Annotated in this window: 16 protein-coding genes; 3 read left to right on the top strand and 13 right to left on the bottom strand. The window is 67.7% G+C overall.

From position 1 onward, the window contains the following. Window positions 1-67: 67 nt before the first annotated feature. From thrC to thrA, 3 genes are read right to left on the bottom strand one after another with little or no spacing between them, the layout of a single operon-like run. Window positions 68-1,354: a threonine synthase gene (thrC, locus tag R1L06_RS04975; RefSeq protein ID WP_317217060.1), complete on the bottom strand. Its 1,287-nt coding sequence runs from the start codon at window positions 1,352-1,354 to the stop codon at window positions 68-70. 29 nt (window positions 1,355-1,383) lie between these two features. After that, on the bottom strand, window positions 1,384-2,298 hold the full coding sequence (locus tag R1L06_RS04980; protein WP_317217061.1) for a homoserine kinase: 915 nt from the start codon (window positions 2,296-2,298) through the stop codon (window positions 1,384-1,386). Next, window positions 2,295-4,799: a bifunctional aspartate kinase/homoserine dehydrogenase I gene (gene thrA, locus R1L06_RS04985; RefSeq protein ID WP_317217062.1), complete on the bottom strand. Its 2,505-nt coding sequence runs from the start codon at window positions 4,797-4,799 to the stop codon at window positions 2,295-2,297. Before thrA ends, R1L06_RS04980 begins: the two co-directional genes overlap by 4 nt. A 27-nt stretch (window positions 4,800-4,826) precedes the next feature. On the opposite strand from thrA, the gene R1L06_RS04990 reads away from it, so the two are divergent. Next, window positions 4,827-5,141: a hypothetical protein gene (locus R1L06_RS04990; RefSeq protein ID WP_317217063.1), complete on the top strand. Its 315-nt coding sequence runs from the start codon at window positions 4,827-4,829 to the stop codon at window positions 5,139-5,141. Between the two features lie 9 nt (window positions 5,142-5,150). On the opposite strand, the gene R1L06_RS04995 is transcribed toward R1L06_RS04990, so the two are convergent. Together R1L06_RS04995 and R1L06_RS05000 are read right to left on the bottom strand one after the other, a co-directional pair. Beyond that, window positions 5,151-6,101 (bottom strand): DMT family transporter, encoded by a 951-nt coding sequence (locus tag R1L06_RS04995; RefSeq protein WP_049462024.1) that lies wholly within the window; start codon window positions 6,099-6,101, stop codon window positions 5,151-5,153. A 160-nt stretch (window positions 6,102-6,261) separates the two neighbouring features. Further along, a complete protein-coding gene (locus R1L06_RS05000) occupies window positions 6,262-6,960 on the bottom strand; it encodes a helix-turn-helix domain-containing protein (RefSeq protein ID WP_032127419.1) in 699 nt (232 codons plus the stop codon). Window positions 6,961-7,041: 81 nt separating this feature from the next. Here R1L06_RS05000 and R1L06_RS05005 point away from each other — a divergent pair, with 81 nt between their 5' ends. Then, on the top strand, window positions 7,042-7,821 hold the full coding sequence (locus R1L06_RS05005) for a DUF6491 family protein (protein ID WP_317217064.1): 780 nt from the start codon (window positions 7,042-7,044) through the stop codon (window positions 7,819-7,821). On the opposite strand, the gene R1L06_RS05010 is transcribed toward R1L06_RS05005, so the two are convergent. The 3 genes from R1L06_RS05010 to R1L06_RS05020 form a co-directional block, all read right to left on the bottom strand. Continuing rightward, on the bottom strand, window positions 7,818-8,870 hold the full coding sequence (locus R1L06_RS05010) for a linear amide C-N hydrolase (protein WP_032127421.1): 1,053 nt from the start codon (window positions 8,868-8,870) through the stop codon (window positions 7,818-7,820). The two genes, R1L06_RS05005 and R1L06_RS05010, sit on opposite strands and share 4 nt — an antisense overlap. 67 nt (window positions 8,871-8,937) lie before the next feature. Further along, window positions 8,938-9,351, bottom strand: a complete 414-nt coding sequence (locus tag R1L06_RS05015; protein WP_032127422.1) for a DUF6691 family protein — start codon at window positions 9,349-9,351, stop codon at window positions 8,938-8,940. Continuing rightward, window positions 9,348-9,785 (bottom strand): YeeE/YedE family protein, encoded by a 438-nt coding sequence (locus tag R1L06_RS05020; RefSeq protein ID WP_032127423.1) that lies wholly within the window; start codon window positions 9,783-9,785, stop codon window positions 9,348-9,350. The genes R1L06_RS05015 and R1L06_RS05020 overlap by 4 nt, the downstream gene beginning before the upstream one ends. Window positions 9,786-9,871: 86 nt before the next feature. On the opposite strand from R1L06_RS05020, the gene R1L06_RS05025 reads away from it, so the two are divergent. Further along, on the top strand, window positions 9,872-10,192 hold the full coding sequence (locus R1L06_RS05025; protein WP_071228893.1) for an ArsR/SmtB family transcription factor: 321 nt from the start codon (window positions 9,872-9,874) through the stop codon (window positions 10,190-10,192). Window positions 10,193-10,195: 3 nt separating this feature from the next. Here R1L06_RS05025 and R1L06_RS05030 read toward each other — a convergent pair whose 3' ends face one another. From R1L06_RS05030 to R1L06_RS05050, 5 genes are all read right to left on the bottom strand, one after another. Next, window positions 10,196-10,624, bottom strand: coding sequence for a BLUF domain-containing protein (locus tag R1L06_RS05030; RefSeq protein ID WP_032127425.1), 429 nt, complete (start codon window positions 10,622-10,624; stop codon window positions 10,196-10,198). A gap of 83 nt (window positions 10,625-10,707) precedes the next feature. Beyond that, window positions 10,708-11,841 carry a hybrid sensor histidine kinase/response regulator gene (locus tag R1L06_RS05035; protein WP_317217065.1) on the bottom strand — a complete coding sequence of 378 codons (1,134 nt, stop codon included), beginning with the start codon at window positions 11,839-11,841 and terminating at the stop codon, window positions 10,708-10,710. After that, window positions 11,838-12,413 (bottom strand): chemotaxis protein CheB, encoded by a 576-nt coding sequence (locus tag R1L06_RS05040; RefSeq protein WP_032127501.1) that lies wholly within the window; start codon window positions 12,411-12,413, stop codon window positions 11,838-11,840. Before R1L06_RS05040 ends, R1L06_RS05035 begins: the two co-directional genes overlap by 4 nt. Continuing rightward, the gene (locus tag R1L06_RS05045; protein WP_317217066.1) at window positions 12,413-13,237 is read right to left on the bottom strand and encodes a CheR family methyltransferase; all 825 of its coding nucleotides are present in this window, start codon (window positions 13,235-13,237) and stop codon (window positions 12,413-12,415) included. The genes R1L06_RS05040 and R1L06_RS05045 overlap by 1 nt, the downstream gene beginning before the upstream one ends. Further along, the gene (locus tag R1L06_RS05050; RefSeq protein WP_317217067.1) at window positions 13,234-16,344 is read right to left on the bottom strand and encodes a response regulator; all 3,111 of its coding nucleotides are present in this window, start codon (window positions 16,342-16,344) and stop codon (window positions 13,234-13,236) included. The genes R1L06_RS05045 and R1L06_RS05050 overlap by 4 nt, the downstream gene beginning before the upstream one ends. Window positions 16,345-16,432 lie beyond the last annotated feature (88 nt).

Genomic DNA, 16,432 nt, shown 5'->3' on the forward strand with positions numbered 1-16,432 from the left:
TATCTGGAACGCGCGGCACCGCCACGGGTAGTGCCGGCCGCTGGCCGGCAACCGCGTCCCTCTCCGCTCAGCGCAGCAGTACCTCACGCAATGCCGCGTAATCGGCCGCCAACGGTTCGGCGTGCGCCGGCCGCTGCAGCAACGCATCCAGCGCAGGCGGCACCGCCACCGTTTCGCCGATCAGCGGCTCGACCACGGCCTCGAACTTGGCCGGATGCGCCGTGGCCACCACCGCCCAGTCGCCCTTGGCACCGCGAGCACGCAGGTCCTGCAGCACCTTCACCGCGGTCGCCGTGTGCGGGCAGAACAGCTCGCCATTGCTGGCATGCGCCGCCGCAATCGTCGCGCGGATGGTCACGTCATCCACCGCGAACGCGCGGAACGCAGCACGCAGTTCCGCGTCGTCGCCGTGGTAGAGCCAGCGCAGTCGCTCGAAGTTGCTCGGCGCACCCACGTCCATTGCATTGGCCACCGTCGCCACACTGGCCTGCGGCTGGTAGTCGCCGCCATTGAAGTACACCGGCAGCACGGCATTGGCATTGGTGGCCAGCACGATCTGGCCGATCGGCACGCCCAGCGCGCGCGCCAGCACGGCCGCCATCGCATTGCCCAGGTTGCCGGTCGGCACCACCAGGTTGAGCCGGCGACGATGCGCGGCGTAGTGGGTCAACGCTGCATGCGCGTAGTAGCTCATCTGCGGCAGCAGTCGGCCCAGGCTGATGCTGTTGGCCGAACTCAACGGCACCTGCGCCTGCAGTTCGCGATCAGCCAGCGCATGCTTGACCATCGCCTGGCAATCGTCGAACGCACCGGCCACGCGCAGGGCCTGGATGTTGTCGCCGAAACAACCGAGCTGATGCGCCTGGCGCGGAGATACGCGGCCATCCGGATACAGCACCACCACGCGCACGCCGGGCTGGCGATGGAAGGCCGCCGCAACGGCGGCACCGGTATCGCCGGAGGTGGCGACGACGATCGTCAGATCGCGGTCCTTGCCGGCCTGCAGCCGCGACAGCGTACCGGCCAGGAAGCGCGCGCCGATATCCTTGAACGCCGCCGTCGGCCCATGGAACAGCTCCAGCACATGGTCACCGTCGCCCAGCGGGCGCAGCGGTACCGGAAAGTCGAACGCCTCGCGGCAGATCGATGGCAGTGCAGACTCCAGCGCGTCGCCAGCAAAGAACGGCATCAGCAGATCGGCGGCGGTATCGGCCAGGGTCGCCCCGGCCTGCAGCTCGCGTGGCGCCGGCAGCATCTGCGGAACGTACAGCCCACCATCAGGCGCCAATCCGGCGGCGATCGCCGCGCTGAGGCCAACGGCCGGAGACTGGCCGCGGGTCGAAACAAATTGCATGGGTTCGGTATCCAGTAAAGGGGAAGGATTCAGCACAAGCGAGCTCCCGGTGCATCCAGCGGCGACACCCAGGCGTCACTGTCGAAACCTGCGGCTGCAAATGCGGCCTGCACCGGTGTGGCGGCGGTACGCGCCTGGTCGGCATCCTCGAACCAGGCGAACACGCTGGGACCGGCACCGGAAATGCCCGCGCCCATTGCATTGGCCGACAGCGCCGCATCACGTGCGGCTTCGAAGCCGGCAATCAATCCGGCCCGGCGCGGCTCCACCAGCACGTCGCGCAGTCCCGCGCGCACCAGTGCGGCATCGCTGCGATGGCAACCACTGAGCACCAGTGCGAGGTTCGCGCTCTGCGCCACGAACTCGCCCAGCGCATAGCTGCCCTGCAGGGCCTGGCGTGCGCGGCGTGTTTCCAGCACCGCATGCGGATGCACCAGCAGGCTGTGCCAGGTAGCCGGCACCGGAATCGGCAGCAGCCGGTCGGCCGTGCACAGCGCAAGACCACCCAGCAGCAGCGGCCCCACGTTGTCACCGTGGCGGCCACCACTGGCCACCGCCTCGCCATCCAGCGCAAACGGATACAACGCCTCGCGCGACAGCGGCACATCCAGCAGCGCGTTGGCGGCGACCAGCGCCGCAACACTCGACGCTGCCGAACCGCCCATACCGGAACCGAACGGAATGCCCTTGTCGATCTCCACCGCGAAACCGAAGTCCAGGCCCAGCCCTGCGCGCAGCGACATCAACGCTGCACCCGCAGTGTTTCCAGCCGCATCCAGCGGCAAATCAATGGCACTGCCGCGGATCGCCTCGATGCGCACCAGCGGCTCATCGATGCGGCGCACGCTCACGGTATCGCCAATGCCGGCAATGGCATGGCCGAGAATATCGAAGCCCACCGCCACGTTGGCCACCGAGGCAGGCGCGAACGCACGTGCGATCACAGGCGCGCTCCTTCACCGGCCGCGACCCGCAGCAGGTCGGCAAACACACCCGCCGCGGTGACTTCCGGGCCGGCGCCCGGCCCCTGCACCACCAGCGGGTTGTCACAGTAACGGCGGGTGCGGAACTGGACCACGTTGTCGGTCAGTCGCAGGTTGGCGAAGGCATGATCGGCCGGCAGTTCCTGCAGGCCGACCGAGGCGCCATCGGCACCCAGCTGTGCCACATAGCGCAGCACCGCCCCCCGCGCCCGCGCGTCCTGCAGGCGCTGCAGCAGGCTGGCATCAGACTCACCCAGCCGCGCCATGAACTCATCCACGCTGCCATCGCGCAGCAGCGCCGGCACCAGGCTTTCCACCTGTACCTGTTCCAGGCTGAGCGCGTGGCCGGCTTCGCGGGCGAGGATCACCAGCTTGCGCGCCACATCCACGCCTGAAAGATCATCGCGCGGGTCCGGCTCGGTGTAGCCCATCGACCGCGCCTGCGCGACCAACTGCGAGAACGGCTGGCTGCCATCGAAACGGTTGAACAGCCAGGCCAGCGTGCCGGAGAAGATGCCTTCAATCGCCAGCACCTCGTCACCGGTATCGACCAGATCGCGCAGCGTGGTGATCACCGGCAGGCCCGCGCCGACCGTCGCCTCGTAGCGGAAGCGCGCGCCACTGGCCGCCGCTGCAGCACGGATGCGCTGGTAACGCGGCAGCGGCCCGGCACCGGCCTGTTTGTTGGGGGTGACCACATGGATGCCGGCCGCCAGCCAGCCCTCATAGCGCTCGGCCACCTCGGCACTGCCACTGCAGTCGATCACCACCGCATGCGGCAGGTGGGCGGCCAGCAGGTGTTCGGTGAAACGATCCAGATCGCTGGACTCGCCCGCTTCGCGCAAGGCCTCCCGCCAGTCGGCGTGCAGGCCATCCACTTCCAGGCGCATGCGCGAACGCGAGGCCAGCGCGCGCAGGCGCAGATCCACATTGGCCTTGGCCAGCAGCTGCGGGCGTGCGGCAAGCAACTGGTCCAGCAGTGCGGCACCGACGTTGCCCGGCCCGATCACACCGACCGCAAAGGTCTGCGGCGACAGCCAGAAGCCGGCATGTGCAGCGCGCAAGGCGCGGGTGGCATCGGCACTGTCCACCGCCACCGAAATGTTGCGCTCGGACGAGCCCTGCGCGATCGCCAGGATGTTCACCTGCGCACGGCCCAGCGCCTCGAACAGACGTGCGGCCACACCGGGCTGGCCGGCCATGCCGTCACCGACCGCGGCCAGCACGCTGACCCCCTCGCTGACCTGCACGCGCTGCACCTGGCCCACCGACAGCTCATGCGCGAACGCGTGCAGCAGTGCCTCGCGGCCACGGCCGGCTTCAGCAGCACGCACCACGCAGCAGATCGAATGTTCCGACGACCCCTGCGAGATCATCACCACCGACACCTGCGCCTGACGCAGGGCGGCAAACACACGCTCGGCGGTACCCGGCACACCAATCAACCCGGTGCCTTCCAGGTTCAGCAGGGCCAGCCCGGGGCTCAGGGTCAGGCCCTTCACCGGCCCGCGCGGCGAGCGCTCGGCGCTGATGCGCGTCCCCGGATGCGCCGGCTGGAAGGTATTGCGGATGAAGATCGGCAGGCCGAGGCGGATCGCCGGCGACATCGTCTGCGGGTGCACCACCTTGGCGCCGAAATAAGCCAGCTCGCAGGCCTCGTCGTAGCTCAGCGACTCCAGCTGCACCGCCTCGGGCACCAGCCGCGGGTCGGCCGACAGCACGCCGTCGACATCGGTCCAGATGTGCAGTTCATCGGCGTTGAACAGCGCGGCGAAGATCGCGCCGGAGTAATCGCTGCCGTTGCGGCCGAGCGTGGTGATGCGGTCATGACGGTCACGGGCGACGAAGCCGGTGGCGACCAGGCGTGGCTGCGGATGCTGCAGGCGCCACTTGGCCAGGCGGTCGGCACTGGCTTCCCAGTCGACATCCACGCCCAGTTCGCCATGCCCCACCACCAGTACGTCGCGCGCATCCAGCACTGCACAGTCTGCGCCCAGCGCCTGCAGGTGCGTGCCGAGCAGCTGCGCGGAAAACACTTCGCCCAGGCCCTGCACGCGGTCGAGTACTTCGCGTGGCAGCTCGCCGATCACCGCCAACGCCGCCAGCACGTCGGCCAGTTGATCGAAGCGGGCATCGATCCATTCGACGGTCTCGCCCACCTGCTCGCCCAGCAGCGCCACAGCGGCGCCACGATGGCGCGCGCGCAGCGCATGCCAGGCCTCGCGCCAGCCGTCGTCCCCCTTGGCTGCCAGCTGGGCCAGATCGATCAGTGCGTCGGTGACGCCCTTCATCGCCGAGACGACAGTGACCTGCAGCGATTCGGGGCGGGCCAGCAGCAGGCCGGCAACATGGCGGTAGCGTTCGGCATCGGCCACCGAGGTGCCGCCGAACTTGTGCACGACGATGGACGGTGCAGCCAGATCGGCCGGGGCAACGGGATGAGCGGGGGCGTGGGAAGACATGCAGACCTCGGTAGGAGGCCCCGTCGCATGCAGGTGTCGAGTTTCCCCGCCACCTGTATGGTGCGGGGCCGTGGTTTTCGGGAGTTACACGAAGACGACGGGCCGCACCAGGGCAGTGGTGACGGTGGTGGTGGTAATGGTGGCGACCGGCGCAGTCGAACGGCCCGCAGTAGCGGGGGCGATCAGGCTGGCGTGGGCGGCATCAAGAACCATGACGCACAGAAAACACCGTGCGCCGGGCCGCTGTCAAGTGCTGCGGTGCAAAAAGTCGTTGCCGCGATCATCGGCCAACATGCCGGCATTTGGTTGCATCTGAGACAAAGCGGCCATCAGTATGCTTGACGACCGCATTCAGCCGGCATGTTCGGCGATCGCGCGGGGCGTGCGATGCGCATGCGCGCACAGCATCACGCCGGCCACCAGGAACACGATCGCCAGCGCTTCGAGCAGCGAGGGCCAGCGCTGCTGCCAGGCGAATGCGTAGAGCAACGCGAACAGGGTCTCGAACACGATCATCTGGCCGGTCAGGGTCAGCGGCAGCAGGCGGCTGGCACGGTTCCAGAACGCATTGCCAAGGATCGAGGCGACCACCGCCACACCCGCGCTGATCGCCCAGAAACCACTCCACTGCGCCGCCGTGTGCCCGCCGGTGTGGCCGATGAAGGCCATCGGCACCAGCAGTAGAGCCAGGCCGCCGGTGGTGACACCGGTCAGCAGCGACCAGTCGTGGCTGGACAGATCCGGTCGGCGCGCCAGCCAGCGGCTGTTGCCGATCGAGTACAACGCCCACGAGAACAGCGCGCCGAACGCGCACAGCAGGCCGATCAGGCGCTGCCGCCACGGTGTCGCGAGGTGCTCAGACATCAGTGCTTCCCAGCCAACCAGTGCCACGCCCAGCACGCACAGGCCCAGTGCCGGCAGCAGCTGCTTCAGCGGCACCGCGCCCTGCTCGCGCACACCGACCAGGGTCACTACCACCGGAATCAGGCCGACGATCAAGGACGCCGCCGCACCGCCGGCCCACTGCACCGCCGTCGCCAGCAGCAGGAAGTACACCAGGTTCCCGGCCAGGCTCAGCCACAACAGGCCGATCCACTCGGCGCGGCCCAGCCGTGGTGCCAGCCGCTTCCAGCGCGGCAGCAGCAGGGCTACAGCGATCAGACCGTAGACCAGATAGCGGCCGGCCGACAGTTGCAGGGCATTGAACGACTGCAGCACGGCGGGCGCGAGGAAGACCACGCCCCACAGCGCGCCAGCGGCAACGCCATTGGCGATGCCCAGGGCCATCGGGTTGTTGCGCATTCGGGTTCTTCGGGGGGAGAGAACAGGCCGCGCAGTGTAAGCGCTGGCCGCTGGGCGCTCTTGACCGAGGCTACTGCCCTCCCGCCTTTGTAGCGTCGAGCCATGCTCGACTGCCGTTCACGAGGTGGTCGGTGCAGAAGCAGTCGAGCGTGGCTCGACGCTACAGTCCGGCGCCCCTGCGCCACGCGGCCGGCGTCTGCCCACACTCACGGCGCAGCGCGCGGGTCAGTGCACTCTGCTCGGAATAGCCTGCGGCCAGCGCGATATCACTGATCGGCGCCGTGCTGGAGCGCAGCTGGTGCTTGGCCCAGCGCAACCGGCATGCACTGAGCCATGCCTGGGGGCTGAGCCCGAACTCACGCTGGAACAGCGCGTGCAACCGGCTCTCGCTGACCCCGACAGACGCGGCCATGCGCGCCACCGGCCACGCCTGGCCCGGATCGGCCTGCACTGCCGCACACAGTCCCTGCATGCGCGCGCCACTGCCGGCCGGTGCAAACACCTGCAGCAGCTGCGGCAGCAGGGCCGGCATCGGCTGCCCGTCCTGCACGCCCGCCAGGCGTTGTCGCAGCGCATGCGGCAGGTGCAGCCAGCGCTGCCGGCACAGATGCTCCTGCGTGCCGTCATCAAGCACGCCGGGAGGACAATCGACGATCACGAAACCGTTCGGGCCATCGGCCATCTGGTCATGCGCTTCGCCGGCCGCAACGAAAACCCCCTGCAGCAGGTCGAGGCGGCCACCGCGGCCTTCCATCTCGAAGTGCAGTTCGCCCTGCAGCGGCAGCACCCACTGCGCGTAGTCATGGCGGTCCAGGCCGGTGGCCTGGCCGTAGTGCCGCAGATGGAAGATGGCGCCCATCCGCGCAGTGTGCGCGTGTAGCAACGGCCGTGCAAACCGCTGCTATAGTCGATCCGTCATCCAACGCAGGGAGTGCAGGACATGGCCCATCGGCAGGCGTCACTGGTGCTCGCCAGCAGCCTCGGCCTGGCGCTCGCAGCTTCGGCGTCCGCACAGGAGCGTACGCCCCCGGCCCCGCACTGCATGGACGCGGTCGGCGTGCAGGAAGTGGAGCAGGCATCACCGCGCTCGATCGCACTGCGCGCCGCCTCCGGACAGGCCTATCGCATCGACTTCAGCGAGGATTGCCCCGGCGTCCGCGGCGCTACCTCGCTGAAGCTGGAAGCACCTGCCGGCTGGGCCTGTGGTCGCCCCAGCGAACGCGTCGTGGTCGACGGCCGCCGCTGCGCCGTCAGTGCGGTCACCCCGCTGCAGGATCGCGACTACGCCAGCGTCGCCCGCGACAGCGACCGCCGGCGCACGGCCACCCTGCCCGCCGTGACCATCCGCGAGCGCAGGGAAATCCGCCGCAGCTTCGGCGGCTCACCGTCGTACTGCTTTGCCACCCGCAACGTGCGTGCCTGGTCATCCGACCAGCAGGGCATGCTGGTGGAGACCAATCCGCGCCGCAATGGCGGCCACCGCTACTACCGGGTCGAACTCGGCAGCCACTGCCGCCAGCTCGACCGTGCGCCGCAGCTGAGCTTCCACTCGGGCCTGCAGAACGGCCTGATCTGTGGCAATCCCGGCGATCGGATCATGACTGCCGAGTTCGAGACAGACGATCTGCGCGGTGAAAGCATCGCCCCGCTGCCGCAGTACACCCGCGGCAGCTGCGCGATCCAGGCGGTCTACCCGGCCTCCAGCCAGGCGTCGAACTAACCGTCGACGCCCAGGAAGGTGAACGGTGCGCTGGGCACGAACTGGCCCAGTGCATCGCCGGCAAAGGTATTGCGCTGGTCCTTGCCAAGATCGAGCTTGAGCACCTGGCCGCCGAAATCGACCTTGTTCAGATCGACCCAGAAGGTGTTCGGGGTCAACGCCGACTCGAAGAAGTACAGCCGCCGCTTGTGATCGGCCACCGTGCGCCAGCGCGTGGATGAGATGTTTGGCTCACCCGGCGTGGTGATGCCATACGGCACCGACGCGTTGCGGATCACGCTGAACACACTGGCCAGCGCCTCCACCGGATCTTCGGCCTTGGGAATGGCGTTGATGTAGAACGAGGCGCGCGCGAAACGATCGGCGGAGCGGTTGGTGCCCGGCAGCATCACCGTGCCGCCGATCTGCTGCCAGTAACTGTTGAGGGCCAGCTGCTGCTCGAAGATCGGCGAATTGGTCATCACCTGATAGCGCCGGTCATGGTGAATCACCTGGCGACCGCCGATGTACTCGACGATGGCGCTGTCGCCGGTGGCATCGGACAGCGACAGGTGCAGCGTCGCCTGGCGGTCTTCGCCCGGCACCTTGTCGGTGACGATGGAGTACGGCTCACGTTTGAGCGCCGCGACCGCCTCGTCCACGGTGGCGAAATTGTCCAGCACATACTGCGCCCACAGCGAGATCGCCAGTCCCGGCTTGTTGCCACGCTGCTGCGGATACTCCGATTCCACCAGCCACAGCAGGTTGGCCACCAGGCCCTTTTCGTTCATGCCATCGGTGGTCGACACGTCGTAGCCGGTGGCCACCACGCTGCCGTAGCGCGCAGTCCAGGCCAGCGATTTCGGACCGGCCAGGCCGGTGCGTGCGATGCCACGCGGCAACACGTAGAGGTTGGTCGCCACATCGACCTTCCAGTCCATCGAGCGCGCAGTGATCACATCGCCGTTGTCGCCCCGATACACCGCACGCGTGCAGGCCAGTGCCGGCGTGATCGCAGATGCCAGCGCCATGGCCAGCATTGCCTTTCCCTTCCACTTCATCCGTGCCATGTCGTTACGCTCCTTTCCCCGTGGTCCGTCGATCTGACCCGATCCATGGTGACACAGGGGTGAAGCCTCAGCGCACGAAGCGATCGTGCAGCCAGAAGCCCACCACCATGGCAGGCACGAACCACAGCGCTTCACGCGATGCGACAGCCAGCCCGGCGATGGCCGGTCCAGGGCAGTAACCGGCCCATCCCCAGCCGATACCGAACAGTGCAGCACCCAGCAGCAGGCGAGCATCGACATCACGTGCACTGGGTAGCTGGAAGCGCAGCGCGAACCACGGCTGCGCGCGTCGCAGTACCCAGCGCTGCCCGACGGCACTGACCAGCAGTGCCGAGCCCAGCACCCACATCAACGTCGGATCAAAATCACCGGCCACATCGAGGAAGCCGAGTACCCGACGCGCGTCGGTCATCCCCGAGAGCGCAAGCCCCGCGCCAAACAGCGCACCTGCCACCGCGGCGGCCACGACCGCGCGGCTCATGCCAGGCCTCCGCCGTGACGGACCAGGAACGTGGTCAGCATCGCGCAGGCCATGAACACCAGCACTGCCAGCAGCGAGCGCTTCGAGCCGCGGGCCATGCCACAGACGCCATGACCACTGGTACAACCACTCCCCAGGCGCGTGCCGAAGCCCACCAGCAGGCCGGCGCCGATCAGCTGCCAGGCGGGCAAGGCATCGCGCAGCAGCACACGTGGCGAGGCCTCGGGCAGCGACTGCCACCACAGCACCAGCCCCGCTGCTGCGAGCAGCCCCAGCAGGAATGCCCAGCGCCAGCCACGCTCGCCTTCCGCTGCGCGCAGGCTGCCCGCAGCGATCCCGCTGATACCCGCCACGCGCCCGACAGTGGCGAGCAGCAACACCGCGGCGGCGCCGATCAGCGCTCCGCCAGCCACCGCAGTCCATGGCAGGTTCATGCCCTGCCCTCTTTCACGCCGCTCATGGGATTGCCCTTTGATTTAGATTTATCTAAATTAGACACTTCTAAACAAAAAGGTCAACCATGGCCCGCACCCCGCTCGACAGCGCCGCCATGGCCGAACACGCCGCCGAGGCTGCAACGCTGCTTAAGAGCCTGGCCCATCCTGCGCGGCTGCGCGTGCTGTGCCGCCTGGTCGAAGGTGAGGCACCAGTACCGGAACTGCAGGCATTGACCGGCCTCAGCGCATCGGCGCTGTCACAGCATCTGGCGGTGTTGCGCGAACTGGATATCGTCGCGACGCGTCGCGAAGCGCAGGCCATCCACTACCGCGTGATTGAAGGGCCCGCACTGGGCGTGCTGCAGGCGCTGCATGCCGCCTACTGCGGCGGCACTTCGCGTTGACGCTCAGCCGGCGTGCAGGGCGGGCTGCACGACGTTGTCGAGCAGATCCACCGGGGTCGGCGCCGAACGATCACCTTCCAGCGCCCGGCTGAAACCCGACCAGTCGCTGGCCGACAGCTGGCGCAACAGCGCCGCATCCACCGGCAACGCGCGCATCGACCAGTACGGAAACTGACGCTGGCCCAGGCGGCCGCGCGCCAGCTCGATGATGTCGACATGGCTGCCGGCCTGCAGGATGCGCTCGTACACCGAATCGATACCGTCCGGCGGCCCCTCGATGTACTGCAGGAATCGCCCGCCGTCATGCAGAAGCACACCGGTCACGCCCGCCATCTTGTTGAAGCGGGCGGCATCGTCGACCAGCGCCTGCAACCGTTCAGCGGAAAGATCCGGCAACGCCTGGCTGACGTAGGCGATGGCACGCAGTGGCATGGTGCTTCCTTGACAAGATGTACACCCACGGTAGCAGTTGCGGACGAGTCCGTCTCAGTGCCCGTGGATGTTTCCTGAAGAATTCAGTTTGCCGCTGCAGGCAGCCCTTCTGCGCGTCTCGGCAGCAGGGCTTCGAACACCACCTGCCCGGCCTCGTTGCGCGCTGCGATGCGCCCTCCGTGCGCGCGCACGAACTGATCGACGATATACAGGCCCAGCCCCAGGCCCTTGCTCTGGTGGAAGCTGGCCTTGAACGGTTCGAACAGCCGCGGCAGCAGCGCGTCGTCGATCCGGCCGGCATTGCTGACCCGCAGCAGCACGTTGCGCGGATCGCGCCCGTCCACCTCCACCCTCGCCTCGCTGCCATGAGTGAGCGCGTTGCCGACCAGATTGGCGGCAACCTGGCCGAGACGGTCCAGATCGCCCTGCAGCCGCGTATCGCCATGCATGTCCAGATGGATCCGGTCCGCGCCATGCGCGCTGCCCGCTTCGGCCACCACCGCACGGGTCACGTCGGCCAGATCGCAGGCACTGGCCTGCAGGCGCAGGCCACCGCTGCGGATCCGTGAGAAGTCCAGCAGCTGTTCGACCATGCGTGCCATGCGCAGGGCGCTGGCCTCCAGGTACTGCAGGGTCTGCTGCGCACCCGCATTGTCCTGCGGGATCTCCAGCGCCAGCTTGTCACTGCACAGCAGGATCGCCGACAGCGGCGTGCGCAGGTCGTGGGTCAGCACCGCCGCCATTGTTTCGTTGAGCTTGAGCGCGCGTTCCAGCGCCTCGTTGCGCGCCTTCAGCAGCTGCCGCTGCTGGTACAGCTCGATGAAGACGTTGACCTTGCTCAGGATCACCTGCGGTGCCACCGGCTTGTGCAGGAAATCGACCGCACCGCTCTCGTAGCCCTTGAACACGCGCAGGGGATCATCCGGGGAGGCGGTCAGGAAGATGATCGGCACGTCGCGGCTGCGATGCGAACCGCGCATCAGTTCGGCCAGGGTGAAGCCATCGATCTCCGGCATGTGCACGTCCAGCAGGGCCAGTGCCACCTCGTGCTCGAGCAGCAGCTCAAGCGCCTGCGCGCCGGAACCGGCCAGCAGCAGATTCACGCCCTCGCGCTGCAGCAGCGCCTGCATGGCCACCAGGTTCTGCGGCACGTCATCGACGATCAGCAGGTTGACCGGGGACTGCGACTGCGCAGGGTCCGGTGGCAGCAGGTTCATGCAAACAACTCCTTCAGGCGACGACACATCAGTTCAAGGGGCAGCACGGCATCGGCGCCGGCGTACTGCAGGGCGGAGGCCGGCATCATCGACGCTTCGGCTTCCTCGGGACATTGCAGCCAGGCACGGCCACCGGCACGGCGCACGGCGGCAACGCCCTCGCTTCCATCACTGCTGGCACCGGTCAGCAGCAGGGCCAATACCCGCCTGCCGAACACCGCAGCAGCGGAGTCGAACAGCGGATCGATGGCCGGACGGGAGAACAGCACCGGCGCATCCACCGACAACGCCACCGCCCCCTCGTCCTCCACCAGCAGGTGGTAATCCGGCGGCGCGAACGTCACCGTGCCCAGCTGCAACGGCTGCTTGTCTTCGGCTTCGCGCACCGGCAGCGCGCAGTACGGCGCCAGCACCTCAGCGATGCGGCTGGTGCGGTCACGCGGCAGGTGCAGCACGGCCAGTACCGGCACCTGCAGCGTCGCCGGCAGCGCACCGAGTACCGCCTGCAGGGCCGCCACGCCACCGGCAGACGCGCCGATCACCAGCACGGCAGGACGCGCCGGCAGGGCCATCAGGCCACCTTCCGGTACAGGCGGTGCTCGCGCGAACAGACCTCGAAGGCGTCATGGTGGCACCCGAACTGCAGCGATTCCTTGCTGCCAAGACCGAGGAAGCCCCGGTGCACCAGCGCTTCGCGGAACAGACCGACAGCGCGGTCCTGCAGGTCGCGGTTGAAATAGATCAGCACGTTGCGGCACGACACCAGGTGCACTTCGGAGAACACGGTATCGGTGGCCAGGCTGTGGTCGGCGAACACCACGTTGCGGCGCAACAGGCGGTCGAACACCGCGCCATCGTAGGCCGTGGCGTAGTAGTCGGACAGCGACGCCGTGCCACCGGCAGCCAGGTAGTTGCGGCTGAACTGGGCCATCCGGTCGATGCCATAGGCGCCCGCCTCGGCGGTGGCCAACGCGGCCGGATTGATGTCAGTGGCATAGACGATGCTGCGATCAAGCAGGCCTTCCTCATGCAGCAGGATCGCCAGCGACCACACTTCCTCACCGGTGCTGCAACCGGCCACCCACAGCTTCACCGAGGGATAGGTGCGCAGTACCGGCACCACCTGCTCGCGCAGTTCACGGAAGTACGCTGGATCACGGAACATCTCCGAGACCTGTACGGTGAAGAACTGCATGGCCTGGGCGAACAGCTCCGGCTCGTGCAGCAGCCGGTACTGCAGGTCGACCAGCCGTTCGCACTCATAGCGCTGCATCGCCTGGCGCATGCGCCGGCGCAGCGACGACACCGCATAGCTGCGGAAATCGTAGTGGTAGCGCTGGTACAGCGCCTCCAGCAGGACCTTCAGCTCCAGGTCGAACAACGCCTGTTCGTTCATTGCCGCGAGCACCAGACCCGGCACAGCGACACCAGCTTGTCGACGTCGATGGGCTTGGCGATGTAGTCGTTGGCACCGGCCTGCAGGCACCGCTCGCGGTCATCGGGCATGGCCTTGGCAGTCAGCGCGATGATCGGCAGGTCCTGCAGGTGACGCTGCGCGCGGATCTCGCGCATCGCGGCCAGGCCGTCCTTCTCCGGCATCATGATGTCCATCAGCACCAGGTCGACCTCGCGCTCGGCCAGGCGATCCACCGCTTCCTGGCCGTTGCGCGCGATCTCCAGCGTCACGCCCAGCGGCTCAAGCACGCTGGACAGCGCGAAGATGTTGCGCACGTCATCCTCGGCCAACAAAACAGTACGGCCATCGAGCACGGTGTCGCGACGGCGGGCCTCGCGCAGCAGGCGCTGCTGGTCGGTGGGCAGGCTGGCTTCCACGCTGTGCAGGAACAGGGTGACCTCATCCAGCAGGCGTTCGGGCGAACGCGCGCCCTTGATGATGATGCTCTTCGAATAGCGGCGCAGGCGCTGCTCTTCCTCGCGGCCGAGCGCGCGACCGGTATAGACGATCACCGGCGGGAAGCCGACATCATCATTGCCGGCCATGTGCTCGAGCAGGTCGTAGCCGCTGCCGTCGGGCAGCGACAGGTCCATCACCATGCAGTCGAAGGTGACCGTGCTGAGCTGCTCCAGCGCGCCGGCCAGCGTTCCCACTGCAACGATCTGCAGCTGATCACGGCCCAGCAACAGTTCCAGGTTGTGGCGCAGCTCGCTGTCGTCCTCGACGATCAGCAGGCGCCGCACGTCGCGCTGGCTGGTCTGTTCCAGCTGTTCGATGGCCGTCACCAGCCGCTCGCGCGTGGTCGGCTTGATCGCGAAACCAATCGCACCCAGCTCGCGCGCCACCTGGCTGCGGTCCATCGCCGAAACCACGTGCACTGGGATATGCCGGGTATCGGGGTTGCGCTTCAGGCGCTCCAGCACGCTCAGGCCGGACACGTCCGGCAGGCCGATATCGAGCAGGATGCCGTTGGGGCGCAGTTCGCTGGCCAGGGTCAGCGCCTCTTCGGCGGTCCCAGCCACCACGCAGTCGAAGTCCAGTTCATGGGCCAGGGCCACCAGCGCTTCGGCGAAGGTGACGTCGTCCTCGACGGCCAGGATCAAGCGGCCGGCGCGTTGGCGACGGCCGCGGTCATCGGCCACGCTGGCGGTGACGGGCGCCACGGATGCAACGGTCGGTGCGACAGGGGTGCGCGCAGCGATCGGCGGCGCAGGCTGCGGCGCAGGCGCTATTGAGGCGGCGGCAGGCACTTCGCCCGGTTCCGAAACCGGCGCGCCCTGCAACGGCAGTTCCAGGATGAAGCAGCTGCCGCGACCCGGTTCACTGTCGACCTGGATGCTGCCACCCATGCGCTCGGCCAGATCGCGCGAGATCGACAGGCCCAGGCCGGTGCCACCGTAGCGGCGGCGGGTGCTGCCATCGGCCTGGCGGAAGGCTTCGAAGATGACCTGCAGCTGCTCGCGGGCAATGCCGATACCGCTGTCGCAGACCTCGAAACGGATGCGTCCTTGACCGCCCGCACGCACGTGCAGGCTGACCTTCCCATGCTCGGTGAACTTCACCGCATTGGCCAGCAGGTTCTTCAGGATCTGCTGCAGGCGCTGGCTGTCGACCACCAGCTGGCTGGGGGCCAGCGCATCGGCCTCGATCTGCAGGGCCAGGCCCTTCTGCCGCGCCATCGGCTCGAAGGTCTCGCGCAGGCGCTGCAGTACGCTGCCCGTCACCACCACTTCATCAGCCAGCTCGACGTGGCCGGCCTCGATGCGCGACAGGTCCAGGATGTCATTGATCAGCGCCAGCAGATCATTGTTGGACGACAGGATCGCGCGCGCATACTTCACCTGTTCTTCGGTGAGCGTGCCGTCCTTGTTGTCGGCCAGCAGCTTGGCCAGGATCAGCGAGCTGTTCAGCGGCGTGCGCAGTTCATGCGACATGTTGGCCAGGAACTCGGACTTGTAGCGCGAGGTGGCGGCCAGTTCGTTGCTGTTGCGCACCAGCTGGCTCTGCGCGACCAGCAGCGCCTGCTTCTGCGCTTCTAGCTCGTGGGTGCGCTCCTCCAGCTGGACGTTGCTCTGTTCCAGCTCGGCCTGCTGTTCTTCCAGATGGGTCTGCGAGTGCTGCAGGCTGCGGCTCTGCTCTTCCAGTTCCTCATTGGCCACGCGCAGCTCTTCCTGCTGGGCCTGCAGTTCCTCGCCCTGGCGCTGCGATTCCTCCAGCAGCACCACCAGTTGTGCGCGCAGCAGCGAGGCACGCAGCGCCATGCCGATGGTCTCGCCACAGCGCTCCAGCAGCTCGACATCGAGTCGATCCTGTTCGCCGGCGCGGGTGCGTCCCAGTTCAATGATGCCCACCACCGCGCCATCGCTGCTGATCGGCGCCAGGATGCGCTCGCGCACCGGCAACCGCCCCAGGCTGGTCTGCAGCTCAAGCACCGCATCATCACCCCCATGCAGGTGGCGGATGCGTTCGTCGCGTGCCACCTGCCCGGCCACGCCCTCCTGCAATGCCAGCGACGCCGGCATGCCGGACGGCAACGCCAGCCCGCCGGTCAGCTGCAGTCTTCCCCCTTCCAGGCGGTAGACGGCGGCGACATCCGCCTGCAGCTGAGCCCCCAGGCTGGTTGCCGCCGCCTCGGCGATCTGCTCCGGACCCAGATCACCGCGCAGGCTCATCGCCACCGCGTTCTCGGCCTCCTGCAGCCACAGCGCCCGCATCGCGTCGCGCCGCGCCTGGATGGCGCGGGAGACGATCAGCGCGATCATCAGGAACGCACACCCGCCAATGCTGCGGTTGACGAACGAGAACGCCGAGTTGGAGCTGGCCGGGGCAACGTTGTAGCCGATGATCAACAGGATGCAGGCGACGACGGCCACGATGAACGGCGCGCGTGCACTGCGCTGGAACAGCGTGACGCCGACAGCGAGGAAGTACGCCAGCCAGACGGCGTAGCCCAGCGGAACCACCAGTTCCAACGCAATGGTCGCTGCCAGCAGTACGGCGGAGGTCATCCAGATCCAGCGGTCACGCGTAGTCGCACCAGGACGCATGCAGGTCGGTTCCAGAGCACAAAGGGTGGGTGATGGTACTCCGTGTCGTATTCAGCCGCACAGGACCATTGGCACGTGCCGCGCCTGC

It is taken from the genome of Stenotrophomonas mexicanensis, assembly GCF_032911605.1.
Taxonomy (GTDB): Bacteria; Pseudomonadota; Gammaproteobacteria; order Xanthomonadales; family Xanthomonadaceae; genus Stenotrophomonas; species Stenotrophomonas maltophilia_A.